The organism is Brevundimonas intermedia (genome assembly GCF_004614235.1).
Classification (GTDB): Bacteria; Pseudomonadota; Alphaproteobacteria; order Caulobacterales; family Caulobacteraceae; genus Brevundimonas; species Brevundimonas intermedia_A.
Genome location: NZ_SPVH01000002.1, coordinates 54,645 through 77,622, shown reverse-complemented (window position 1 = coordinate 77,622; position 22,978 = coordinate 54,645). Strand labels below are relative to the sequence as shown.

The 22,978-nt window shown below is 65.9% G+C and carries 28 protein-coding genes; 12 read left to right on the top strand and 16 right to left on the bottom strand.

Annotation, left to right across the window (positions count from 1 at the left end; translation table 11 throughout):
* Positions 1–147 precede the first annotated feature (147 nt).
* The gene (locus tag EGY25_RS02135; RefSeq protein ID WP_135193424.1) at positions 148–2,241 is read right to left on the bottom strand and encodes a S46 family peptidase; all 2,094 of its coding nucleotides are present in this window, start codon (positions 2,239–2,241) and stop codon (positions 148–150) included.
* Positions 2,242–2,455: 214 nt separating this feature from the next.
* Between EGY25_RS02135 and EGY25_RS02130 the strand changes: the two genes are divergently transcribed.
* Genes EGY25_RS02130 through EGY25_RS02120 form a run of 3 tightly spaced genes read left to right on the top strand, consistent with a single transcriptional unit; the run spans position 2,456 to position 5,422 of the window.
* On the top strand, positions 2,456–3,628 hold the full coding sequence (locus EGY25_RS02130; RefSeq protein WP_135193423.1) for an ABC transporter permease: 1,173 nt from the start codon (positions 2,456–2,458) through the stop codon (positions 3,626–3,628).
* Positions 3,625–4,380, top strand: coding sequence for an ABC transporter ATP-binding protein (locus EGY25_RS02125; protein ID WP_135193422.1), 756 nt, complete (start codon positions 3,625–3,627; stop codon positions 4,378–4,380). The genes EGY25_RS02130 and EGY25_RS02125 overlap by 4 nt, the downstream gene beginning before the upstream one ends.
* A gap of 37 nt (positions 4,381–4,417) precedes the next feature.
* On the top strand, positions 4,418–5,422 hold the full coding sequence (locus EGY25_RS02120; RefSeq protein WP_135193421.1) for an HlyD family secretion protein: 1,005 nt from the start codon (positions 4,418–4,420) through the stop codon (positions 5,420–5,422).
* A gap of 22 nt (positions 5,423–5,444) precedes the next feature.
* Here the strand turns inward: EGY25_RS02120 and EGY25_RS02115 are convergent, their stop codons facing one another.
* Both EGY25_RS02115 and EGY25_RS16400 read right to left on the bottom strand, forming a co-directional pair.
* Positions 5,445–6,242, bottom strand: coding sequence for a crotonase/enoyl-CoA hydratase family protein (locus tag EGY25_RS02115; RefSeq protein WP_135193420.1), 798 nt, complete (start codon positions 6,240–6,242; stop codon positions 5,445–5,447).
* Between the two features lie 117 nt (positions 6,243–6,359).
* Complete coding sequence (locus tag EGY25_RS16400; protein ID WP_167762455.1) at positions 6,360–6,512, bottom strand: hypothetical protein; 153 nt, start codon at positions 6,510–6,512, stop codon at positions 6,360–6,362.
* Between the two features lie 157 nt (positions 6,513–6,669).
* Here EGY25_RS16400 and EGY25_RS02110 point away from each other — a divergent pair, with 157 nt between their 5' ends.
* Both EGY25_RS02110 and EGY25_RS02105 read left to right on the top strand, forming a co-directional pair.
* Complete coding sequence (locus EGY25_RS02110) at positions 6,670–6,891, top strand: DUF1289 domain-containing protein (RefSeq protein WP_135193419.1); 222 nt, start codon at positions 6,670–6,672, stop codon at positions 6,889–6,891.
* Between the two features lie 75 nt (positions 6,892–6,966).
* Complete coding sequence (locus EGY25_RS02105) at positions 6,967–7,485, top strand: retropepsin-like aspartic protease family protein (RefSeq protein ID WP_135193418.1); 519 nt, start codon at positions 6,967–6,969, stop codon at positions 7,483–7,485.
* Here the strand turns inward: EGY25_RS02105 and pgsA are convergent.
* The 4 genes from pgsA to EGY25_RS02085 are packed head-to-tail and all read right to left on the bottom strand — an operon-like array spanning position 7,482 to position 9,478.
* Positions 7,482–8,123, bottom strand: a complete 642-nt coding sequence (gene pgsA, locus EGY25_RS02100) for a CDP-diacylglycerol--glycerol-3-phosphate 3-phosphatidyltransferase (protein ID WP_135193417.1) — start codon at positions 8,121–8,123, stop codon at positions 7,482–7,484. The two genes, EGY25_RS02105 and pgsA, sit on opposite strands and share 4 nt — an antisense overlap.
* Positions 8,120–8,575, bottom strand: a complete 456-nt coding sequence (locus tag EGY25_RS02095; protein ID WP_135193416.1) for a PIN domain-containing protein — start codon at positions 8,573–8,575, stop codon at positions 8,120–8,122. Before EGY25_RS02095 ends, pgsA begins: the two co-directional genes overlap by 4 nt.
* Positions 8,572–8,817 carry a type II toxin-antitoxin system Phd/YefM family antitoxin gene (locus EGY25_RS02090; protein WP_135193415.1) on the bottom strand — a complete coding sequence of 82 codons (246 nt, stop codon included), beginning with the start codon at positions 8,815–8,817 and terminating at the stop codon, positions 8,572–8,574. The genes EGY25_RS02095 and EGY25_RS02090 overlap by 4 nt, the downstream gene beginning before the upstream one ends.
* 37 nt (positions 8,818–8,854) lie before the next feature.
* Positions 8,855–9,478: a carbonic anhydrase gene (locus EGY25_RS02085; protein WP_135193414.1), complete on the bottom strand. Its 624-nt coding sequence runs from the start codon at positions 9,476–9,478 to the stop codon at positions 8,855–8,857.
* Between the two features lie 68 nt (positions 9,479–9,546).
* Between EGY25_RS02085 and EGY25_RS02080 the strand changes: the two genes are divergently transcribed.
* On the top strand, positions 9,547–9,783 hold the full coding sequence (locus tag EGY25_RS02080; RefSeq protein ID WP_135193413.1) for an antitoxin: 237 nt from the start codon (positions 9,547–9,549) through the stop codon (positions 9,781–9,783).
* Between the two features lie 9 nt (positions 9,784–9,792).
* Positions 9,793–10,164, top strand: coding sequence for a PIN domain-containing protein (locus EGY25_RS02075; protein WP_209307945.1), 372 nt, complete (start codon positions 9,793–9,795; stop codon positions 10,162–10,164).
* Positions 10,165–10,168: 4 nt separating this feature from the next.
* Here EGY25_RS02075 and uvrC read toward each other — a convergent pair whose 3' ends face one another.
* The 6 genes from uvrC to EGY25_RS02045 form a co-directional block, all read right to left on the bottom strand.
* On the bottom strand, positions 10,169–12,034 hold the full coding sequence (gene uvrC, locus EGY25_RS02070) for an excinuclease ABC subunit UvrC (RefSeq protein WP_135193411.1): 1,866 nt from the start codon (positions 12,032–12,034) through the stop codon (positions 10,169–10,171).
* Between the two features lie 16 nt (positions 12,035–12,050).
* Positions 12,051–12,497, bottom strand: coding sequence for a DMT family transporter (locus EGY25_RS02065; RefSeq protein WP_135193410.1), 447 nt, complete (start codon positions 12,495–12,497; stop codon positions 12,051–12,053).
* Positions 12,494–13,075, bottom strand: a complete 582-nt coding sequence (locus EGY25_RS02060) for a hypothetical protein (RefSeq protein ID WP_135193409.1) — start codon at positions 13,073–13,075, stop codon at positions 12,494–12,496. The genes EGY25_RS02065 and EGY25_RS02060 overlap by 4 nt, the downstream gene beginning before the upstream one ends.
* 204 nt (positions 13,076–13,279) lie before the next feature.
* Positions 13,280–13,750, bottom strand: a complete 471-nt coding sequence (locus tag EGY25_RS02055) for an NUDIX domain-containing protein (protein WP_135193408.1) — start codon at positions 13,748–13,750, stop codon at positions 13,280–13,282.
* Between the two features lie 143 nt (positions 13,751–13,893).
* Positions 13,894–14,760, bottom strand: coding sequence for an HNH endonuclease (locus tag EGY25_RS02050; protein WP_135193407.1), 867 nt, complete (start codon positions 14,758–14,760; stop codon positions 13,894–13,896).
* Positions 14,757–16,292, bottom strand: a complete 1,536-nt coding sequence (locus EGY25_RS02045) for an AAA family ATPase (RefSeq protein WP_209307944.1) — start codon at positions 16,290–16,292, stop codon at positions 14,757–14,759. Before EGY25_RS02045 ends, EGY25_RS02050 begins: the two co-directional genes overlap by 4 nt.
* Positions 16,293–16,740: 448 nt before the next feature.
* On the opposite strand from EGY25_RS02045, the gene EGY25_RS02040 reads away from it, so the two are divergent.
* The 5 genes from EGY25_RS02040 to EGY25_RS02020 all read left to right on the top strand — a co-directional run bounded on the left by EGY25_RS02040 (position 16,741) and on the right by EGY25_RS02020 (position 19,422).
* Positions 16,741–17,511, top strand: coding sequence for an SDR family oxidoreductase (locus EGY25_RS02040; RefSeq protein ID WP_245159300.1), 771 nt, complete (start codon positions 16,741–16,743; stop codon positions 17,509–17,511).
* 3 nt (positions 17,512–17,514) lie between these two features.
* Positions 17,515–17,913: a dihydroneopterin aldolase gene (folB, locus tag EGY25_RS02035; RefSeq protein WP_135193405.1), complete on the top strand. Its 399-nt coding sequence runs from the start codon at positions 17,515–17,517 to the stop codon at positions 17,911–17,913.
* Positions 17,914–17,996: 83 nt separating this feature from the next.
* The gene (locus EGY25_RS02030; RefSeq protein WP_209307943.1) at positions 17,997–18,689 is read left to right on the top strand and encodes a hypothetical protein; all 693 of its coding nucleotides are present in this window, start codon (positions 17,997–17,999) and stop codon (positions 18,687–18,689) included.
* Between the two features lie 10 nt (positions 18,690–18,699).
* The gene (locus EGY25_RS02025) at positions 18,700–19,083 is read left to right on the top strand and encodes a hypothetical protein (protein WP_135193403.1); all 384 of its coding nucleotides are present in this window, start codon (positions 18,700–18,702) and stop codon (positions 19,081–19,083) included.
* A 54-nt stretch (positions 19,084–19,137) separates the two neighbouring features.
* Positions 19,138–19,422: a GNAT family N-acetyltransferase gene (locus EGY25_RS02020; protein ID WP_135193402.1), complete on the top strand. Its 285-nt coding sequence runs from the start codon at positions 19,138–19,140 to the stop codon at positions 19,420–19,422.
* Between the two features lie 42 nt (positions 19,423–19,464).
* On the opposite strand, the gene EGY25_RS02015 is transcribed toward EGY25_RS02020, so the two are convergent.
* The 3 genes from EGY25_RS02015 to mdoH all read right to left on the bottom strand — a co-directional run bounded on the left by EGY25_RS02015 (position 19,465) and on the right by mdoH (position 22,919).
* A complete protein-coding gene (locus EGY25_RS02015) occupies positions 19,465–20,451 on the bottom strand; it encodes an SDR family oxidoreductase (RefSeq protein WP_135193401.1) in 987 nt (328 codons plus the stop codon).
* A 74-nt stretch (positions 20,452–20,525) separates the two neighbouring features.
* Entirely contained in the window at positions 20,526–20,843 is a 318-nt protein-coding gene (locus EGY25_RS02010) for a hypothetical protein (RefSeq protein ID WP_135193400.1), read from the bottom strand.
* 111 nt (positions 20,844–20,954) lie between these two features.
* Positions 20,955–22,919, bottom strand: a complete 1,965-nt coding sequence (mdoH, locus tag EGY25_RS02005; RefSeq protein ID WP_135193399.1) for a glucans biosynthesis glucosyltransferase MdoH — start codon at positions 22,917–22,919, stop codon at positions 20,955–20,957.
* Positions 22,920–22,978 lie beyond the last annotated feature (59 nt).

The window sequence follows — 22,978 nt, the reverse complement described above, 5'->3', positions numbered from 1 at the left end:
GCGGATGGGGAGGTGGCGCGGCGCGACTTCGCGCCGTGACGGAGGGGCTCTGCGATACATGACAGGCGCCGGTGCGGTGGTGAAGAGCCCCTCCACCGCTTCGCGGTCCCCCTCCCCGCAAAGCGGGGAGGAGACTTTGGCGTCGTCCTAGCGCCGCACGCCCAGTTCGCGCAGCAGGCGCGGCTGGTTGTAGACGTTGCGCAGGGCTTCAGTGATGGCGGCCGTCGAGACCGTCACCGTGCGGTTCAGCTCGGGGTCGTAACCGAAGCTGCCGCCCAGCGAGTGGATGTTGCCGTCGAAGGCGGCGCCGATGACTTCGCCCTTGGCGTTGATCACGGGCGAGCCCGAGTTGCCGCCGATGATGTCGTTGGTCGAGACGAAGTCATAGACGGTCGACTTGTTCACCTTGTCCTCGGCCGCCATCCAGTCCTCGGCCGCATTGAACGGCTCGGCGCCGGTGTTGCGCTCGTACAGGCCGCCGATCTCGGTGAAGGGCGTCACGGTCACGCCGCGATAGGTCCAGCCCTTCACCTGACCATAGGACAGGCGCAGGCTGAAGGTGGCGTCGGGATACAGGTTGGTGCCGTAAACGGCGAACCGGGCCTGGGCGATCTTTTCGCCGGCGCGGCTGGTCGGGCCGGACACGGCCGATTCCCACTGGGTGCGCACGGCCTGGGCCGCGTCGTCATTGGCCAGGACGAAGGCGATCAGCGGATCGCCCGAGGCGGCCAGCTGTTCCGGCGTCATGGCCAGGGCCTGGGCGCGGAAGGCCGGATCGGCCAGACGCGTGCCCTCGATCAGGCGCTCGGCCACCTGTTCGGGGCTTTCCTTGCCCAGCAGCGCCTTCACATTGGCGTTGTCCACGGTCAGGTATTCGCGGGTCTTGGACAGCCAGAAATCGACGAAGACCTTTTCCAGATCGGTCGAGATCGGCGTCTCGGTCGCCAGGCGGCGGCCCAGGGCGGCGATGTCGGCGTCCGAATAACCGGCACGACGTTCGGCGACCGGCTTGGCCCGCTCCTTGGACGCACGGACGATGGCCTTGGCGTAGCTGTAGAGCGACGACCGCTGGCCGGCGGCCGATTCCAGCTGGCGGTAGGGCAGGTAGAGATCGCGCTGGGCGGTCGAGACGCGCTCCAGATCGGCCCACGGATCGCCGATGCGCTGGGCCAAGGCCGGGTCGGCGGCGACGCGCTGACGCAGTTCCTGTTCTTCCGACCGCTTGGTGGCCATGAAGGCCGGGTCGGTCAGGGCGCCCTGCTGGCCGTAGAAGACCTTGAAGCTGTTCTCCAGGCCGAACAGGGGATCGACGGTGACGCGCTTGGCCTCTTCGCCGGTGGTCGAATATTCGAGCAGGCGCCCACGCAGTTCCGACGACTGGATCAGGGTCAGCGGCATCTGCTGGTCGCGCAGGACCTCCAGCTGGGCCATGGTCAGCAGGCGCTGGGTCGAGCCGGGGTTGCCGGCGACGAAGGTGACGTCGCCTTCCTTGGGCGCATTGGCGTTCCAGGTCAGGTGGTTCGGCGTGGCGACCGGCTTGCCGTCCTCGTAGATGCGCAGGAAACCGGCATCCAGGGCGTAGCGGGGGAAGTTGAAGTTGTCGGGGTCGCCGCCGAAGAAGGCCGCCTGGAACTCGGGCGCGAAGACCAGGCGCACGTCGTCATACTTGCGGAACTTGTAGAGTTTGTACTGGCCGCCGCGGTAGAAACTGATGACCTGGCAGGTCAGCTTTTGGTCGTCGCCGCAGGTCTCCTTCTGGATCTTGTCGATCTCGGCGGCGCGGGCCTGGACGAAGGCGGCGCCTTCAAGCCCGGCGCCGGCGCCGGTGACGCGGTCGGTGACATCGACGATGTCGGTCAGGATTTCGGCCGTCTGGCCGGGGCATTTCTTCTCTTCCTCGCGGGTGGCGGGCATCCAGCCGTTCTTGACGTAGTCGTTCTCGGCCGTGGACAGGTCCTGGATGCAGGACACGACGCAGTGGTGGTTGGTCAGCACCAGGCCTTCGTTCGACACCAGCGAGGCCGAGCAGCCCTGAAGACGAACGGCGGCGTTGCGCACGCGGTCCAGCCAGGCCTGGTCGATGTTAGTGCCGTATTTCTCGTTCACCGTCGCGATGGGGAAGTTGTCGAAGGTCCACATGCCCTCGTCGGCGCGGGCGGAGGTGGCGGGGGCCGACAGGACGGCGGTCGCGGCGCCGAGCGCGGCCAGCGAGGCGGTGAGACGAAGCGAGGGCAGAGACATGGAGGCGTGTTTCCCGGAGCGTGGGACGGCCTGTCCCATCTGTTATGTTGTAACTAACGCCGATAGAGGGCCGGCGCCAAGAGGCTGCACCGCCCTTAATCCCCTGATTTCGAACCCGCAATGTCTGGGAGGCGGAACCCTTACCCCGATTTAACTTGGCGGTGAGGCGGCTCACGCTCAGATAGGCGGACGTACCGGGGGTTTATCGACGACCATGTCGCTTGCGCTTTCAACACTGCTGTTCGAGTGGCGCCGCTATATGGCGGCGGTCATGGCCCTGGCCCTGTCGGGTCTGCTGGTCCTGGCGATGACCGGTGTCTTCATCGGCATCGGCAAGGGGTTCACCGCGACCATTGAACGGTCGAACGCCGACGTCTTCATCATGCAACCCGGCGCCAAGAGCCTGATCGGCGGACCGTCGGGCGTGCCGCGTCGCTTCATTCCCCTTGCCTACAACCATCCCGAGGTGGTCGAGGTCATGCCGCTGGACGGCGCCGGCGGCACCTTCCAGAACATCAAGAGCGTCGATCCGACCAAGAGCCAGGCCGACAACGCCAACCAGGGCGCGCCGCGCCAGAAGTTCGTCCAGGCCAGCATCATCGACACCCGACCGGGTTCGGTGACGATCCCGACCGACTATTCCCAGGAACTGGTCGATGCGCTTCGCCAGCCCTACACCGTCGCGGTGGACGAGACGGCCCTGACGACGCTTGGCGTCAAGCTGGGCGACAAGGCGCTGTACAACGGCCAGACCGTCACCGTCGTCGGCGTCACGCGCGGCTATCCCAACATGATGCAGCCGGGCGTGGTCATGTCGCGCGACACCCTGCGGATGCTGGGCCAGGCCGACACCGGCGCGCGCGTCGGGCCGCTGATGGTCAAGCTGCGCGATCCGGCCCGTGCGCCCGTCGTGGTGGCTCAGCTGAACGCCATGGGCAATGGCCAGTGGAAGGCCTGGACCAAGCAGCAACTGGCCGACGCCAACGCCGGCGCCATGTTCGAGGAAGGCATACTGGTCATCATCATCGGCGGCTGCGTCGTGCTGGGGATCATCATCGGCGTGGCCATCACCTGGCAGACGCTGCGTGGGGCCATCATGGCCAATATCAAGGAGTTCGCCTCGTTGCGGGCCCTTGGCGTCAGCATGGGGTCTTTGCGCCGGATCGTGGTCGAACTCAGCTTCTGGGTCGGCGTCGTGGGCGTGATCGCGGCCATCGTACTGACGTGGCTGGTGTCGTTGCTGGCGATGATGGGGGCGGTGATCATCGCCCTGCCGCTGTCGTTGCTGATCGTGGTGGGGATCGGCCTGATCGCCATCGCCATGGTGTCGGGCCTGCTGTCGCTGGGCATCCTCAAGAACAGCCAACCGGCGGACCTGCTGCGATGAACATTCATACAAAGGTTCACGGCAAGCACGGCGACTTCGCCATCGAGGCCAACGGCCTGGTCAAGCGGTTCAAGTCCGGCAAGGCCTGGGTCGAGGTGCTGAAGGGCGTAGATTTCGATGCGCGCCACGGCGACCTGACCATGGTCATGGGACCGTCCGGCTCGGGCAAATCCACCCTGATCGCGGCCCTGTCCGGCCTGCTGAAACCCGAAGAGGGTCGGGTCGATGTGCTGGACGTCGATGACCTGTGGAAACTGTCCTCGGGTCGGATCGACAAGTTCCGGCTGGATAACTGCGGCTTCATCTTCCAGGGCTTCAACCTGTTCCCCGCGCTGACGGCGCTGCAGCAGGTCGAGACCGTGCTGAAGTTCCAGGGGCTGACGACGGGTCAGGCCAGGAAGCGCGCCACGACGGCGCTGGAAGAAGTCGGCCTGGGCCATCGCCTGCACCAGCGGCCGGCGGCCCTGTCCGGCGGCGAGAAGCAGCGCGTCGCCATCGCCCGCGCCCTGGCCAAGGACCCCAAAATCCTGTTCGCCGACGAACCGACCTCTGCATTGGACGGCGAGAACGGCCAGGTGGTGATCAAGCTGCTGCGTCGGGCCGCCACCGAGCACGGCGCCGCCGTGATCTGCGTGACCCACGACCCGCGCCTGGAGGCCTGGGCCGACCGGGTCATCCATATCGAGGACGGCAAGATCCTGGACGACCAGCGCCGCATTCCCGATCCGAACGCCATCCTGGCGTCCCACTAACCGACACGACGAATTCTCCTCTTAGGACGACACGCCAATGCCCGGCTTTCTGAAGAAAAAACGCACCTGGATCGGCCTGCTGCTGGTGATCGTGCTGGTGGTCGGCTTCATGCTGTTCCAGTCCGCCGCCAAGACCAAGAAGGTCGAGCAGGAGAAGGCGGCGGCCACCAAGGTCGAAAGCCCCTATGCGGCCATCGCCAACGGCAAGGTCGACGTCGAGGGTGGCATCATCCAGATCGCGGCCCGTCGCGGCGGCATCGTACGCGACGTGCTGGTGCAGGAAGGCGACCGCGTCGTCGCCGGCCAGATCCTGGCCCGTCAGGAGGACGACGAGGCCCGCCTCGCCGTCCAGAGCGCCCAGGCCGCCGTGTCCCAGGCCGAGAGCCAGCTGGCCCAGATCCGCGTCGACATCCGCACCGCCCAGCGCGAACGCGATCGTCTGCAACGGCTGGTCGCCACCAACTTCGTCGCCGCCCAGCGGATGGACCAGGCCGAAGACCAGATCGCCACCGCCCAGGCCCGCCTCGGCTCTCAGACCGCCGCCGTCCAGACCGCCCGCGCCCAGTTGAACCAGGCGCGTTACGATCAGGAACTGACGATCATCCGCGCGCCCAGCGACGGCCGGATCGTGCGTCGCTACGCCAACCCCGGCGCCGGCGCCTCGACCCTGAACGTGTCGAACATGTTCGACCTGGAGCCCGACGCCCCACGCATCGTCCGCGCCGAGGTGGTCGAGAGCGACCTGCCCAACCTGACCGACGGCCAGGCGGTCGAGATCAGCCCTGAAGGCGACGCAACCAAGGTCTATATCGGCGCGGTGATGCGTCGGGCGGCGGTGTTCGGCGCCCGCAAACTGGCCTCCGACGATCCGTCGCAACGCACCGACGAGCGGGTGGTGGAAGTGGTCGCCTCGGCGGGCGACGCACCCCTGCTGATCGGCCAGCGGGTGTTGGTCAAGTTCATGAAGCCGGGCGAGACCGCCGGCGCCAAGCGCGTCGCCACGACCGGCGTCGGTCCCAACCAGGCGATGCGCGCTCAGTAGCGCCGAGGATTAGCGGCCCCGCCTAGTTTCCGGTGAAATCGCCCGGCCGCTTTTCCAGCACGGCGGCGACGCCTTCCTGATGATCCTCGGTCAGGTGGGCCAGGGCCTGCATGGCCGCCGACATCTCCAGCATTTGATCGAAGGTCGTGTCGCGCCCCTGGCGCAACAGGGTCTTGGCCATGCGAAGCGCCTGGGGCGGCTGGGCCGCGACCTGGGCGGCGGTGGTCAGGGCCTCGTCCATCAGACTGTCATGGGCGACCACGCGATTGACCAGCCCCCACTCGGCGGCCGTCGCGGCGTCGATGGAGCGCGCGGTGAACAGCATCTCGGCGGCGCGGGCATAGCCGAGATTGCGCGGCAGCAGCCAGGACCCGCCGTCGCCGGGGATGATGCCCAGCTTCAGGAACGGCACGCCGAAGCTGGCGCGATCCGAGGCGATGCGGATATCCGCCAGACCGGCGATGTCGCAGCCCAGCCCCATGGCCGGCCCGTTGACGGCGGCGATCAGCGGAACCTCCAGCCCGTACAGCGACCGCACGATCCGGTGGACGACACGACGATAGCGTTCGCGGATGGCGGCGCCCGACCCCTCGAACAGGTCGCGACGGTCACGCATGGCGGTCAGGTCGCCGCCGGCCGAAAACGCCCGCCCGGCGCCGGTCAGGACCACGCAGCGGATCGACGGATCGGCGTTGACCCGTTCGCACGCCGCCGCAACCTCGTCGCCGTCCGTCAGGTCGGGCAGGGCGTTAAGCCGGGCCTCGCGGTCCAGCGTCCAGATCAGAATCGCTTCCCGTCTGTCTTCGGCGATCAGGCCCATGCGTCGTCTCCGTGTTCGCGTCCGTCATCGGCTGCGAACGCCGCGTCAGGCAAGTCCGGAATTGCAAAAGCCCCGGCCAAGACCGGGGCTTTTTCAGGCTTGGGCCGAAAAGGGCCGTCAGCGTTTCTTGATCGTATAGGGTACGAAGTTCGACGGATGGCTGACCACCCTGCTCGAATTAGACGGCATATGCCGACTGTTGACCAGCATCCCGCCCCAAAGGGCGAAGGACATCATGGCGTGTTGGAGGTTACGCTCCTTATCGTTCATCTTGGCGTCTCCTTTCGCAGAACGAAGAAAAGAGACGCGTCGTACCAATGGGGATTCCACCCTCAGTCGTTTCGCGTCATCTGGCAATATAAGACAGTTTGGTGAATTTGCAAATTTATTCGTCAGGAGTCGGAGTGTATTTCGCTTCGGTGTCACAATGATCGTCCCGACCCCGAGCAGGCCAGGACCGCCCAAGGCCATCGCCACCCCATGCGTCATGGTCTGCGCCGTCGACGGCGAGAGCGGCCTGTGCCTCGGCTGTTTTCGAACGTTGAAGGAGATCGCCGGCTGGCGTGCGTTGAGCGACGCCGAACGCGCGGCGGTCATGGCCGACCTGCCCACACGGCGGTCCCAAGTCGATCCGGCCAAGCTGGGCTAGCGCGGTTCGGGGTTTAAGCTTTCGTCAGCCACGTCGTTTCACGGCATCCAAACGCTGGCGCCTTAGACCGGCGACATGGCTCGTATCGATTTCCAGTCCGTCATCGTGCTCGGCGTCGCCCTCATGGCCTCGTTCGGAACGGCGCTGACGATCCGGCATCTGGAGGGCGACGGCGCCGCCCAGGCGGCGACGCCCGTGGTCGCGGCTTCGACCGCCCCGGCCTCAGGCACGGACGCCCAGGTGGTCAAGGGTGCGGACGGTCACTATTGGGCCCAGGCCAGGATCGAAGGTCGGGCTGTGCGGGTGCTGGTGGACACCGGCGCCAGCGTCGTGGCCCTGACGCGCGCGGACGCCCTGCGCCTGGGCGTCGATCCCGAACCGGCGGACTTCACCGGCCGCGTCCAGACCGCCTCGGGCGTGGTGCGCGCCGCCCCGGTTCAGCTGAAATCGGTCTCGGTCGCCGGGGCGCGAGTGGACGAGGTCGAGGCCCTGGTCGTCGAACAGGGCCTCGAATACTCCCTGCTGGGCATGAGCTATCTGGGCCGGCTGTCGGCCTTCGAGGCCACGCCGGTCGGTCTGACGCTGCGGCCCTAGAGGTCCTTCATCTGGCGACGGGCTTCGCTGAAATACTGCCAGCCCGTCCACAGGGTGATGATGGCGGCGAACCAGATCAGGAAGATGGCGAAGGATTCGAACGCCGGCTGCCAGGCCAGCGGCGAGCCGTCGGGGTTCTGCAGGCCCAGGGCGCTCCACAACAGGGTCAGCTGAAGGGCGGCCAGAGCGACCATCTGCACCGTGGTCTTCCACTTGGCCGCCAGGGTGACGGGCAGCTCGATCCGCCCGGCCATGGTCTCGCGCAGGGCCGAAACGGCGAACTCGCGGAACAGGATCAGACCGCAGGGCAGGGCGATGCCCGGCAGCGAGCCCGAGGCCAGAACGCCCAGGATGGCGCCCGTCACCAGCACCTTGTCGGCGATCGGATCGAGGATGGCCCCCCAGCGCGTGGTGGAATTCCAGCGTCTGGCCAGGAAGCCGTCGACCCAGTCGGTGGACGCGGCGATGACGAAGATCCAGAAGGCCCAGACGCTGAACCTGCCCTGGGTTTCCGGCGAAAGCCAGGCCTCCAGCGCGCCCGGCGCCGCGCCGGCCATCATGGCGAACATCACCACCCCGGCCACAAGGCGCAGACCGGTCAGGATGTTGGGGATGGGATTGGCGCGGTGGGCGGTCATGACGGGGTCTCCAGCAGGGACGCGAGCAGGGGATGCAGCGTCTGCGCGAACGGATTGGCGACGGTGACGCCTCGATAGACGAAGCCGTCCTGCATGTCTTCGGAAAGCAGAAGGCTGCAGCCGGCTTCGGCGGCGATGGTCAGGATCAAGGCGTCCCAGATTTGAAGATTGAAGAAGGCGGCGCCTTCCAGAGCGGTCGTCATCGTCCCAGCCGAATGGGCGGTGAGGCCCACGCCCGCACTCCAATCCTCGACGATCCTGCGCGCGACCTTCGGCGGATGGCCTCCCTTGCGGGTCAGGACGTTGTAGAACTCGCCGGCGACCTGGGTGGGAATGATCACATCCTGCCAAGCCGCCGCCTTCAGGATCTGGACCGCCCGGCGGCGTTTCGGCTCGTCGTCGCCGACGCCGGCCGCATAGCCCAGCACATTGGTGTCGAGCGCCAGCTTCAAGCGTAGCCGTCCTCGCGCGTGATCCGTCCGGGCGCGCTGGCGGGGAGGGCGGCGAGTTCGTCGATCAGGGCGTGAAGACGGGCGACCCGTTCGTCCTGGGGTTCAATCACCGCATTGGCAGGCTCTATCCGCACCAGGGGCTTGCCCCAAGCAGTGACGACATAGGAACCGCCTGCCGCCACTTCTCGGAAGATACGAGAGAAGTCACGATTGGCTTCGGTTGCAGTGATCGTGCGTTCCATCCGAAAGATAGTAGTGATTTCACTACTATTCTGCAAGTCACGCCAACGGTTCGAACCGCGGCTTGTCCGTCATGACCGTCAGGGCGCCCTCGGAGATGCCGAAATGCAGGCCGCTGAGCTTCAGGTCGCCTCTGGCTTCGCGCTCGGCGATCCAGGGGAAGGTGCGCAGATTTCGGATCGACAGGCGAACGATGGCTTCTTCGGCCGCACGTTCCAACTGGTCGTGGGCCACGGTCTCGGCGACGTGCTGGACCACGGGCGTGCCTTGGGCGATCCACGGGCCCACGAAGTCGGCGACGATGTCCGGCGCGCCGTTGATCATGGCGTTGACCCCGCCGCAGTGGGCATGGCCCATGACCACGATGCGCTTGACGCCCAGCACCTTGACGCCGAACTCCAGCGCGGCCGAAACGCCGTGCAGCTTGCCGTCCGGCTCATAGGGCGGAACCAGATTGGCGACGTTGCGCACCACGAACAGCTCGCCCGGCTTGGCGTCGAAGATCAGCGCCGGATCGGCGCGGCTGTCCGAGCAGGCCACGATCAGTGTGTGCGGCTTCTGGCCCTTCGTCGCCAAGGCCTCATATTCGGCATGGGCCGTCGGCCAATGCTCGGCCCGGAAGCGGCGGTAGCCGGCGGTCAGTTCGTCTTCGATGTCGCTCATACTGCGCCTGTAGCGCTTTGAGCGCCGCCAATAAATCGTGTATACGTGTCTATACGAAGGAGCTCGCCATGGCCGTCATCAGTCGAACATTCCGAAGCGGCAACAGCGACGCCGTGCGCCTGCCCAAGGAAATCTCGTTCGGACCCGGCGTCGAGGTCGAGATCGAGCGCAAGGGGGATGTCGTGACCCTGACGCCCAAGCGACCGTCGGTGAAAGAAATGCTGGCCAAGCTGGATGCGCTGCCAAAGCCTTCCAGCATTGGAAAGCGACCGCCTTTCATCGCGCCCATCCGCAAGGGGCTTTGATCGTTGTTGATGCTGGACACCAGCGTCGCCATCCACCTGCGGGATGGCGATCCGACCATACGTGCGCAGATGGAGGACGTCGACGACACGCTGGCTTTCTCCGTCATCACCGTGGTCGAGCTGGAAGCCGGTTTTCTGGACGGGCAGGCGGAAGTCAGGCGCGCTCGACTGTCTGCGCTGCTTGAGACGATCGGTTACAGGGCGTTCGACAGTCGCGACGCCGCCGCATACGGACGGATCATAGCGCGCACCGGATATTCGCGCCGCAAGGTGCTGGACCGGATGATCGCCGCCCAGGCCTTGGTCGATGAAGCGACCCTGGTGACCTGCAATGGCGACGACTTTCGCGACATTCCCGGTCTGACCCTGCTGGAATGGTGAGCGGCTACGCCTTCCTGAAGAAGGCGTGGATGCGTTCGGCCAGCGGCTGGTTGATGCCGTCCACCTTGATCAGGTCCGACACTGATGCGCGGCCGACGCCCTTGGCGGAGCCGAAGGCGTGGAGCAGGGCCTTCTTGCGGCCGGGGCCGACGCCTTCGATCTCGTCCAGCGGGTTCCTCTTGATGTCCATCGAGCGGCGCTTGGCGTGGGCGCCGTTGGCGAAACGGTGGGCCTCGTCGCGCAGCCGCTGGAGATAGTAGAGGGCCGGCGACTTCAGCGGCAGCATGAAGGGCGGCTTGCCGGGCATGAAGAACTTCTCCATCCCCGCATCGCGGTCCGGCCCCTTGGCGACCCCGACCACGGCGATGTCGTCCAGACCCAGATCAGCCAAGACGGCCAACACCTCGGCCAGCTGACCCGCGCCGCCGTCGATCAGCAGCAGGTCGGGGCGGACGGCGTCCTCGCCCTCTTCCTCGTCCTTGACCAGGCGGGCGAAGCGGCGGCGCATCACCTCGCGCATCATGCCGTAGTCGTCGCCGGGCGTCAGGTCTTCGCCCCGGATGTTGAACTTGCGATACTGCGACTTCTGGAAGCCGTCGGGGCCGGCCACGACCATGCCGCCCACCGCATTGGTGCCCTGGATATGGGCGTTGTCGTAGATCTCGATCCGTTCGGGCCGGGTCTCCAGACCAAAGGCCTCGCAGACCTCGTCCAGGATCTTGCCCTGGGCCGAGCTTTCGGCAAGGCGGCGGCCCAGGGCCTCGCGGGCGTTGGTCAGGGCGTGATCGACCAGGGCAAGTTTCTCGCCGCGCTGGGGCCGGACGATCTCGATCTTGCGGTCAGCCTTCATCGAAAAGGCCTCTTCCAGCAGTTCTAGCTCGTGCGGGCGGACGTTGGACAGGATCAGGCGCGGGATCGGCTTGTCCTCGTAGAACTGACCCAGGAAGGCGGCCAATATCTCCGGGTCAGTGTCGGTCTTGTCCACGCGCGGGAAATAGGCGCGGCCGCCCCAGTTCTGGCCGGCGCGATAGAAGAAGACCTGGACGCAGGCCTGGCCGCCGTCGGAGTGCAGGGCGAAGACGTCGCCCTCGGCCACGCTGTCGGCGCTGACGGAGTTCTCCATCGAGATGGCCGACAGGGCGCGGATACGGTCGCGGACGCGGGCGGCCTGTTCGAAGTCCATCTCGTCCGACGCGGCCTGCATCTCCTGCGACAGGCGGCCGATGACGGCGCGCGACTTGCCGCGCAGGAACTGCTCGGCCTCGGTGACCAGTTCGCTGTAGTCCTCAAGGCTGATCAGACCGGTGCAGGGCGCCGAGCAGCGCTTGATCTGGTGCAGCATACAGGGGCGGGTTCGGGTCTCGTAGACGCTGTCGGAACAGGACCGCAGCAGGAAGGCCTTCTGCAGCGTGTTCAGCGTCCGGTTCACCGCCCAGGTCGAGGCGAAGGGGCCGAAGTAGTGGCCGGGGGTGACATGGGCGCCGCGATGCTTCCTGACCTGGGGGGCGCGGTGGTCGCTGCGGATCATCAGTTCGGCGAAGGACTTGTCGTCGCGCAGCAGGACGTTGAAGCGCGGCTTCAGCTTCTTGATGAAGTTGGATTCCAGCAGCAGGGCCTCGGTCTCGGACGCGGTGACCACTAGCTCCATCGACCGGGTCTGAGCCACCATCAGGCCGATCCGCTGGGTGTGGAACCGGCCCTGGGCATACTGGACGATGCGCTTCTTCAGCGACTTGGCCTTGCCGACGTACAGGCACGAGCCGTCCTCGCCATACATGCGATAGACGCCCGGCTTGTCCGGCGCCCGACGCGCCTCGTCGGCGATCAGGGCGGCGGCCGTCAGGTTCGAATCGAGCGTCTCCTCGGTCATCCGGGTGGATATAGGCTCACGACCGGCGAACCAGAAGGACGCCCGCCAGAACAAGCCCGACGCCGGCGATGCGGCCGATGTTCAGCGGCTGGCGCGGCACGCCCAGGGCGCCGAAATGGTCGAGGATCAGGCTGAGCAGCAGCTGGCCGCCGACCATCAGGGTGATGGTCATGGCCACGCCCAGGCGCGGCACGCCCCAGGCGGCGGCGACCACGAAACAGGCGCCGTAAACCCCGCCCAGCCAGGCGTACCAAGGCAGGGCGCGCGTGGCGGCGAAGTCGGGGCGAGTGTGCATCAGGGCGGCGACGATCCCCAGCACCGTCGTGCCGACGGCGAAGGAGATGAAGGCGGCGTTGACCGGAGAGGCGACGGCCGTGGCCAGCTTGGCGTTGGTCGGCGCCTGGAGGGCGGTGGCGCCGCCGGCCAGGATGACGACGAGGATGGCGAGCAGGGACGGGTTCATGGCCCCTGGCTAGCACGGCTTTCGCCGGATGCGGAGGGCGGCTTGAGGCGACCGGCGCGACGCAGGCGACGGCGCTCGGCGCGGTTCAGGGGTTGAGGGGCGGGCGGCGTCGAAACAGGGTGCAATCTGTGCACTTCGTCCAGATCGTCCAGATCGGACGCGGCGGGCGAAAAATCAGAGTGCAATCTGTGCACATTCTGGGTTTCGGCGGGCGGGGTTTCGGCGGGCGTTTCGGGCGCCATGGACGACAGGGTCTCGAAGATCTTGAGCCAGCGCAGGGCCTCGGTCGCCTCGCCGTCCATCAGCGACAGTTGCAGGCGACGGCGCGCCGACAGGGCCATGGCCGACAGGTCGATGTCCTCGATGTCCTCAAGCTCGACGGCGGGATCATACATATCGGGATCGTCCTGATCCTGTAGTCGCCAGCCCGCCTTGCGGGCGCGAACGCGAAAGGCCGAGAGGCCCAGATCGTAGCGGCGGCAGACGACCCGCGCCGGCTCGCCCGCCAGATAGTCGTCGCGGGCCAGGTCCCAGACTTGCTGCGAACGGACGCGATAGGCGGGGGCGGCTTGGGTCATGGGCGAACGCTGGCACGCGCCTGCGTCAGATGCGGACGCACGCGTCTCCTCCCCACGCAGTGGGGAGGGGGACCGCGCGAAGCGTGGTGGAGGGGTTCTTGAAGTCCCACATGCGCCGGTGATGTGGTGAAGAGCCCCTCCGTCACGGCGCGAAGACGCGCCGCGCCACCTCCCCATGAAATGGGGAGGAGACGGCAGCGGGCCTCACCAGTCGGGATCGACCGGGGCGCCGTCGAAGATCTCGGCCAGACGCGCGCGACAGCCCCGGTTGGTGTCGGCGGGCAGGTCGGAGGGAGAGAACCAGCCGACCTCGGCGATCTCGCCATGGCTGGTGCGCGCGCCCCGGTCGAAGTCATCCAGGCGGAAGACCACGACATGGTCGCCGGGAAAGAAGCGGTCGTTGGAATGGATCGAGACCAGGCGCGGCGCCGCCCGCGCGATCAGCCCGGCCTCTTCGTGCAGTTCACGCACCACGGCGGCCTGCGTCGTCTCGCCCCGATCCACCCCGCCGCCCGGCAACCACCAGCCGGCCAGATAGGTGTGCCGCACCATCAGCACCCGCCCCTGCGAATCCACCGCCACCGCCCGCACGCCCAGCGTCTTGCCGCGCGTCAGCCGCGACCAGGCGAAAAAGAGGGGGCGGGTGAAGGGTTCGACGTGGATGCGCCAGGTCATGGGTGTGTGCGCCCCAGGTTTGGTGTGGCGGGATTTTCGATCATCTCTGAGGAGTAGGAGGAAAGGGACAGCACCAACAAAACGGCTAGGCTGCTGTTTGCCAGAGCCGCAAATTTGCTTAGGCGTCTCATCCGAAGTCATGGCTACGTTTGTAGAAAGGTTTGGCTGCAGAACCAGACGTCCCGCGCTAGTGCGGCGAACATCACGCGTCGCCAATGATTGACCGGTAGAGCCAGTGTCTCACTCTTTTCGGAAAGATAGCTGGAAAAGGCCTCAGGCGTGCTTGCTGCCATCGTGGTAACTCGCGTCTGGATGGTTTCGGGCAGATCCGCTGCCGCTTCTACCGAGAATTTCGCAGCGAGACCGTAAGCGTCAAAATGCGCCTTGGCGCGGGATACCTCGATGTCTGACCAGTTCGACGGTGGCGCTGCAAAGAACTCGATCACGGGAATCTTACCAACAATGACGATTGCGTCGACCCACCGCTCTGTGAAGTATCGATCGGCGTCGAAATATGGATGCAACGTTTGCTTATCGGCCGTGAGAGCGAAACTGTTGAGTTTCTCTGTGTTGCAGTCCCGGCAACACGGCACCAGGTTCTTGGGCAGGACTGAATAGAGAGGAAAGTTCGCCTTGGGGAGGTAGTGGTCTAGGGTGCGAACGTGACCGACCCCACCGCACAAGGGACATTTTCCGTTCGCCGTAACCTTGAGTGCTTCGTAGAGCCGTCGCGCAGGTTTTTCGGCTGGCACAAAATACTTGCTATAAAGGGCGGTGAGGTCAGATTTGTGCAGACCACCTAGGACGACTGGATCCGCGGGGCCGGATGCAACGCGCGACATGGCATGAAGCGAACCCGCAACTGCGTTGTCGCAATACGCCTTTTCTAGCTGTGCGAAGTCCGCAAAGGCGGAGAAATGTAGGTCCCTACGGTTCTCGTCGGCTATGCCCTGAAAGGCCGCCTCTAAGGCTGTTCGGAACTCTATCATCGGCAGAGGCAACCTGTTCATTCTGCCTTCCCAGCCCGGTGCATAATGGACTGAAGGATTGCCCTCCCCTCAAACCCGAGTTGGCCGCCGAAACTCGCCAAGACCTCCTCGTAGGATTTGGCGCGCGCCGCCTCGCTAGATAGCAGGCTGTTGAAGCCGGACTTGGCGACCTCAAGGCCAAACACCTCCTTGGTAAGCAGGCCAACGTTCTCGCCAAAGGTTTCGATCTCTGGCCTTTGGGTATTCGACGCAAGCCCCGAGCGAGTAATTTTCCAAACGCACGAACGCGGGATTTCCTGAAGAACCACTGGAGAGTGGGTCGCGATAATGGCGATAGCATTTCTGTTCGAGAGCAGCCGGCTCAGGCTTCTTATCAGGGCAGACAATAACGGCGGGTGCAAATGGCTTTCCGGCTCATCGAACAGCACTAGAGTCTTTTCGTCGACGCGCGCCACTAGCTTGGTGATCGTCAAAAGAACGATCGCATGGCCCGAGCTCATGCGCTTCAGCAATCCCTGCGCCCGCTCAACGAGCGCGCGACCTTCCAGCGAAGCTAGCTGCCCCAGATTCATCTCGGCAAAGTTATCGTCCGTCTCCAAGTTCTGGATTGCTTCCAACCAGCGGCCGCGCCGCGCCTCCTCGCTGAGACAAATGGTCAGACTTTCGATCAACTCGCCGTCGAGTTCCGTCTGCGACTTGAGAATCGCACCGGACTCATCGGCTAGGCTCTTCAGGCCAACGTAGAAATAGCAGGTTCCTAGAGAAGGGTCAGGCTGTTCCTTTGGGGGATTGAAGGGATCGAACGCACTGAATGAAACCGAGACGAGGGCGCTGAAATAATCCGAGTCAATCGGCCCAAAATCCGGCCCCCATTTCGGCTTTTCGAATCTGCTGCCACCTTGTCCGCTATTGAGTACGGCAGAGGTCATGTTGTTTAAGAGTGTCGTCTTGCCGACACCGTTGCGACCTATGATCGCGTGGATATTCGTTGAAGGCGCTGACGAAGCGACTATGCGGAAATCAAGCTTGTATCCCGCTAAACGCTCGCTTTGGTCTTGTGTAAATCTGAAAGTGTAATCGGTGAGGGGCACGCCCCCATCCAGCACGCGACGGAACTGATCAGTTATGGTGCTGACATTGAGGCTGCGTAGATGAGAAGTCTGAAAAACGCTCTCGGGTAGCGCGATATCTAGAGCATCTTGGCTATGCGCCACATCGCGAAGCGCGGCCAAATAGGCCCGCCTAAAGGGCTGAGAAATGTCCCGAGCGAGCCGGACATAGTACTCAACGTCAATGCCAGCCGAAAAATAATTGGGCGGCAAAATCTCGAAACCGTCGCCTAGTGTAGAATAGGTCGATTGCGTCTCCACCTGCCCAACGAAGCCGATCTTGACGTTCCCAAGCTCATGACGCCGGCCCTTTTCATCGAACGCCACTACCTGAAACATTGTGACGAAGGAGTAGTCGTTCCAATGATCAACGCACAGGAAAATTGTTCTCACCGCCTGGGCAGGCACAACGCCCATACGGGAGATTACAACGAATTTCAGCAAGCCGCCCCTCACAGATCTTCTGCCGTACGAGGCAGATGTCTAGGGCACTGGTAGGTGTCTTCGCAACCCGGCGTTAGATTTGATCGCAGCGGCGCGTCTGATGTTCTACCCAATGGTTCAGCGTAGCAGGCATAGGCATGGCGGATTGGGATCGATCCTCCAACTCTTGGCCCAGTGCCCGTGACCCCTGTAGTCAGCACGGACAGTCTGGGACCAACGTCAGTTTCATTGCAGCCAGTGGTTGGATGTTGACAGGGAGCAGCCGGCTTCAACGTCGCGTGAGAGTCATCTTCCGCATCCCGTCGTTCTGCACTGCTCCCCGCTTGAACCCCGCCCCGGTCCGCTCTAATCGAAGACCAACAACAGGAGCATCCCATGCTGGCTCTCGGCATCATCTTCGGCTTCGTCGCCGTCATCGCGGCTTTCAATGCGTTCGAGTTCGGTCGGGTTGACTGAGACGAGCACGTCCGCGTCCCATCCGGCGAGGGGCGTCGCCCTGGTCACGGGCGGGGCGCGGCGGATCGGGCGGGCCATCTGTCTGAAGCTGGCCCAGGCCGGGTTCGACGTAGCGATCCATCATCATGCGTCGGGCGAGGACGCCCGGACCCTGGCCGACGAGATCGCGGGCCTGGGGCGGCGCGCGTGCCTGTTGCAGGCGGACCTGACGGACGAGGCCAAGGTGCGGGCGCTGGTTCCGGCGGCGGTCGAGGCGCTGGGGCCGGTCGGCGTGCTGGTCAACAACGCCTCGGTGTTCGAGGACGACCGGGTCGGCGGGCTGACGCGCGACAGCTGGGACCGGCATATCGAGACCAATCTGAGGGCGCCCCTCGTGCTGGCCGAGGCGTTCGCCGCCCAGGCCGTCGAGGGGGCCATCGTCAACCTGCTGGACCAGAAGGTGCTGAAGCCGGATCCGCGCTTCTTTTCCTACAGCCTGTCGCGCAACGGCCTGTGGTGGGCGACGCAGACCCTGGCCCAGGCGCTGGCGCCGGGCATCCGGGTCAATGGGGTGGGGCCGGGGCCGACCCTGCCGTCCATCCATCAGACGCCCGAGGAGTTCGCCGCCGAGGCGCGCGCCACCCTGTTGCAGACGCCCGGCAGCCCGGAGGCGGTGGCGCAGGCGGTGCTGTGGCTGATTGACGCCCGCATGGTGACGGGCCAGATGATCGCTGTCGACGGGGGCCAGCACCTGGCCTGGCGCACCCCCGACATCCAGGAGTAGCGCGTGGTTGCATCCTCTCACGTGACGCCGTTTCCGGCGGAAGAGCCGCTGCGTTTCGAGCGGCTGAGCGTGTTCGTGCGCGGGCTGGAGGTCGAGGCCGGGATCGGGGTCTATGACCACGAACAGGGGCGGCTGCAGCGGCTGGTGATCGACGTGACGCTGGAGCTGGAGCCCCGACCCATCGAGCGGCTGGGCGACACCATCAACTACGAGACCGTGGCCAATGCGGCGCGCGCCATCGCGGCCGAGGGGCATGTCGGCCTGGTCGAGACCTTCGCCGAACGGCTGGCGCGGGCGTGCCTGGAAGACCGGCGGGTGCAGCGGGCGACGGTGCGGATCGAAAAGCCGGGCGCCTTGCAGGGCGTGATCGCGCCGGGGTGCGAGATCGTGCTGGGGCGGTAAGGGCGGTTGCGTCGAAACTGACGGACGGCCATTGTCGCGACCTTGAGTCCAGCCGGGCGTCCGGCGTGTGAGAAGCGATGTTCATGGCCGAGCCCGGCGATCCGAAAGACCCTGCGGTCCCCACCGACGATCACGATCACGACGCGCATATCGGCTTCGTCTCGCCGGCGTCGCTGGCCGGACGGGCGCGGGCCCCGGAGCCGGAGTCGGAGCCGGTCGCTGAGGATGCACGCGAGCCGGGCCTGTTCGATCCGCCTGAGCTGGAGCCGGGGCCGTTCGACCTGTCGGGACAGGTGACGCGGCCGACGGCGCCGTTCGCCCCAAGGCCAGAGTTGAGGCCCGAGCCGACGTCTGAGCCGAGCGTGGAGACGCCCGTCGCGCCGACGCCCGTGACCCGCGCCATGCGCGAGCAGATGACCTCCGACGCTGCGCCGCGCCGCGAGGGGCCGGCCGTGCCGATGCGGCTGTATGCGATCTATGTGCTGATCCTGTTGGCGGTGCCGACGCTGGGCGTGTCGTGCCTGGTCGCCTTGCTGGCGGTGATGCGGCGCGACGGGGCGACGGATGCGCTGGAGCACAGCCATGCCGTCTATCAGCAGCGGACCCTGTTCGGGACGTTCGGGGCGGCGGTCGTCGGGGCGGTTCTGATCGTGGTCAATATCGGCGTGCTGGTGCTGTTCGCCCTGGCGATCTGGGTCCTGGCGCGCGGCGCGTTCGGGGTGCTGAAACTGAAGAGCGGTCAGGCCGTTCCCAATCCTCGCAGCTGGCTGTTCTGAAGGACCGACGATGACCAACGAACCCAATTTCATCGCCGGACGCGAGTCCGAGGGCAAGGTCGGGGCGCTGATCGCCTGGGCGCTGTTCATCCTGTCGATCCCCAGCGCGAACGTGCTGGTCCTGGTCGGGCTGGTGGTGTCCTATGTGACGCGCGGGACGGCGACGGGCGTGGCGCGCCAGCATATCGACGCGCAGATCGCGCTGTTCTGGTCGGTGTTCTGGTGGACCATCGCCGCCTGGGTCGGGATCGCGATCAGCGCCGTGGCTTCGGTCGTGCTGATCGGCATTCCGTTCCTGCTGCTGTTCCTGCTGGCGTGGTTCCTGCTGAGCGTCTGGTTCACGATCAAGAGCGTGATCGGCCTGCTGAACCTGCTGAACAACAAGCCCATCTGAGCCTTACGGAACGTCCTCGCAGCCTTGGCGGTTGATCCGTCAAAGGAGAGACGCATGGGACAGTTCAAAGACCTCGAAGGCGACAACCGGTTCGAGCAGGCGTTCGACGACGACAAGGGATCGGGCCTGGTCTGGGCCGACTATGCCGTGAAGGGCGACGCGCGGATGATCCTGCACGTCGAGGCGGAACAGTCGTTGCGCGGATCGGGCGCGGCGGGGCGGTTCATGCAGGCGATGGCCGAACATGCGCGCGAGACGGGGCTGAAGCTGTTTCCGCGCTGCAGCTACGCCGTCGCCTGGCACAAGCGTCATCCCGATTACGACGACGTTCTGGCCTGAGATAACGCCGCCGCCCTGTGACTGCAGGGCGGCGGTCTCGTTTCAACCGCCCGAATAGCCGCCGATGATGGGCAGGATCTCGCCGGTGATGAAGCTCGACATCTGGGGCGAGGCCAGGAAGACGTAGGCGGGGGCGATCTCCTCGGGCTGGGCCGGGCGTTTCATCACCGTCTGGGCGCCGAACTGCGAGGTGTCTTCGGCGTCCTTGTCGGCGGGGTTCAGCGGGGTCCAGACCGGGCCGGGGGCGACGACGTTCACACGAATGCCGCGCGGCGCCAGATGCGTGCCCAGCGAACGGGCGTAGGCGTGGATGCCGCCCTTGGTCAGGGAATAGTCCAGCAAATCCTTGTTGCCCTGAAGCCCCGTCACCGAGCCGGTCATGACGATGGCGCCGCCGGTCTTCATGTGCGGGACGGCCGCCTTGGTCATGTTGAAATAGCCGTAGAGGTTGGTCTTCAGCGTGCGGTCGAAATGTTCGTAGGTCAGATCCTCGAAGGCGCTGACGTGTTCCTGGAAGGCGGCGTTTGGCACCAGGACGTCCAGGCGGCCGAAGGCGTCCAGCGTGGCCTTGACCGCCATCTGGGCGAAGGCGGGATCGGCGACGTCGCCTTTCAGCACCACGGCGCGGCGACCCTCGGCCTCGACGGCGGCCTTGGTGGTTTCGGCGTCGGCGTCCTCGTCCAGGTGGCAGATGACGACATCGCAGCCTTCGCGCGCGAACAGGACGGCGACCGAGCGGCCGATGCCGGAATCGGCGCCGGTGATCAGGGCGGCGAACCCGTCCAGCTTGCCCGAACCCTTCCAGAAGGGGGCGTCGTACATCGGGGCGGGATCGAGCGCGGCCTCGTCGCCGGGCTTGGTCTGATGCTGTTTGGGGAAGGGCGGCACGGGATAGGGACGGGCGCCGGCCTGGACCGCGCCGGACGGCTTGTCGTCGCCGGCCGCCTGATCCTTGGCGTCGATGTCGCGCTGGATGGCGCGTTCGTGTTCGGCGACATCGTCAGCGCGCGCGTGGGTTTGGTCGTCCATGGGGTGTCTCCTGAAGGCGGGGTCTTCAGGAAGCGGACGAGGGCGCCGGTCGTTCCGACGGCTCAGGTTCGGTTTTAGCCGACGCGGTGGACGATGGTCTTGATGGTCTCGGCCTTGGTCGGAAGATCGGCGGCGAGACGCGAGGCGATCTCGCGGGCGCCGACGGGATAGGCGTCGCCGCCGTCGGCGATGGCCTTGGCCTTGGCGGCGGCTTCGAGCAGCAGCTTCTCCAGCGCCTCGATCTCTTCCAGCGCCAGGGAATGCGCCTCCATCTGAAGGCGTTTGACGCGGTCGGCGGTGGTCTCTGGCGCGCGCATCAGATCATAGACGGCGGATTCGCTCTCGACGATCCGCAGGTCGGGTTTGGTGTCGGCGCTGGTCTTCTTGGTCATGGAATCGGGTCCACAGCAGGAGCTGAAAGTCGAGGGTGGACGCGATCCCGTCACACGTCGAGCTTGGCCGTAACGGTTGTGGCGACACTGTGGCCGCCACGCATCGGTGGCTTAAAGCTCGGGCGCGCGGGCCGGGACCATGGCCGGGGCGGCGACGGGGGCCAGGACGCCGCCGGCGACCGCACGCAGCGGCGAGCGGGGCGTGTGCAGGACGGCGGGATTGACGCTGACGCCTTCCTGGACCGGGGTGACCAGATAGCCCTTGGCGGCCAGGGCGTCGCCCGAACGGACGCGCGAGGTCCAGACGACGATGGGCGCGGCCAGCAGCAGCGGCAGGACGATCGGGGCGAACCAGGTGGCCAGGTCGGGGCGGACGCACAGCGGGATCATGAAGCCGACGCCGACGATCATCTGCCAGCGCATGGCGCGGAACGCGTCGGACCAGGCCAGGCCGTCGGCCTCGCGCTGCTGGGTCGACCAGCCGGTGTCGTGGCCAGAGACGATCTGGATGAAGGCCTTGGTGTTGGCGACCATCAGGATGGGGGCCAGGATGGCCGACAGGGCGATCTCGGCCGCCATGCCCTTGGCGATGGCGCGACGGCCGCCGAAGGCGCGCAGCTCGGCCGGACGGCTGAGGACCAGGGCGGCGCCCATGAACTTGGGCCCGATCAGCAGCACGCCCGACAGGAAGGAGGCCAGCATGAAGGGCGTGAACTGGGGGTTCAGGATGTAGAAGAAGCTGGACCAGTCGACCGGATAGAACATCTGGATGAACAGGCCGACCATTAGCGACGCCAGCCACAGGGGCGAGGACAGATAGGCCATGCAGCCCATGGCCAGCTGCAGGCGGCTCATGGGCGACAGGCCCTTGGCGCCGATCAGGCCCAGGTGTTGCAGGTTGCCCTGGAACCAGCGGTGGTCGCGGCGGATGAAGTCGGTGATCGACGGCGGGGTCTCTTCCCAGGATCCGTCCAGGGCGGCGGTGACGTGGACGGCCCAGCCGGCGCGGCGCATCAGGGCGGCCTCGACGACGTCATGGCTCATGACGTGACCGCCGAAGGGCTTGCGGCCCTTCAGGTGCGGCAGGCCGCAGCAGGCGGCGAAGGCGCGGGTGCGCAGGATGGCGTTGTGGCCCCAGTAGCTCGATTCCGAACCGGTCCAGTAAGCGAGACCCGCTGCGGCGACGCGGCCGTACAGGCGCACCGAATACTGGGACACGCGGGCGAAGATGGTGCGGGCCTTGATGATGACCGGGGCGGTCTGGATCAGGCCGACGCCCGGATTGCGTTCCATGGCGTCGACCATGCGCAGCAGGGTCTCGCCGGCCATGGTGCTGTCGGCGTCCAGAACGATCATGTTCTCATAGGCGCCGCCGAAACGACGGACCCATTCGGCCAGGTTGCCGGCCTTGCGCTCGGCATTGTCGGTGCGGCGGCGATAGAAGGCCTTGGAGTTGGCGGCCATGCGGAACGACTGGAACACCGAACGCTCGTCGGCGGCGGCGTCTTCCTTGGTCGAATCGCTGAGCACGAAGATGTCGAAGGCCGAGGACGCGCCCAGGCGGGCCAGCGAGCCGTCGATCATCGCCAGGCGAGCGAAGGAGGCGCGGGCATCTTCGTTATACAGCGGCATCAACAGGGCCGTGCGGGTGCGCGGCAGGGGCGGGTGCGGCGAGAAGGCCAGGTCCGCCTGGTCCTTGCCGCGCAGCATGACGAACAGACCCATCAGGCCGCTGATGAACCAGCAGGAGATGGCGGTGATCAGCACCATGAAGATGCTGAAGGCCAGGATCTCGGTCCCGTCCCAGCCCTTGCGGGCATACAGGTAGAAGGGCGTGATGGCCGACAGGCTGGTCAGGGCGATGGTGCCGGCCAGCAGCATCATGCGGCGCATGGCGACGGTGCGCGGCGAGGTCGCGGGCGTCACGTCGGCGACGGCGTCGGGCGCGCTCAGAGACTGAACCGGCATGGCCAGCGGCGCCTCGTCGGGCAGCCACGACCAGCTTGGCGTGTGAGCGCCGTGGATCGTCGTCTCGATATCAGCCTGTTCGACAGGCCGGATCGCCAGCTTGTTCATGCCGCTCTGGACGCCCCCGTGTGAACCGGATGTCCTCCCGAGGGCTGGGGAAGACGCGG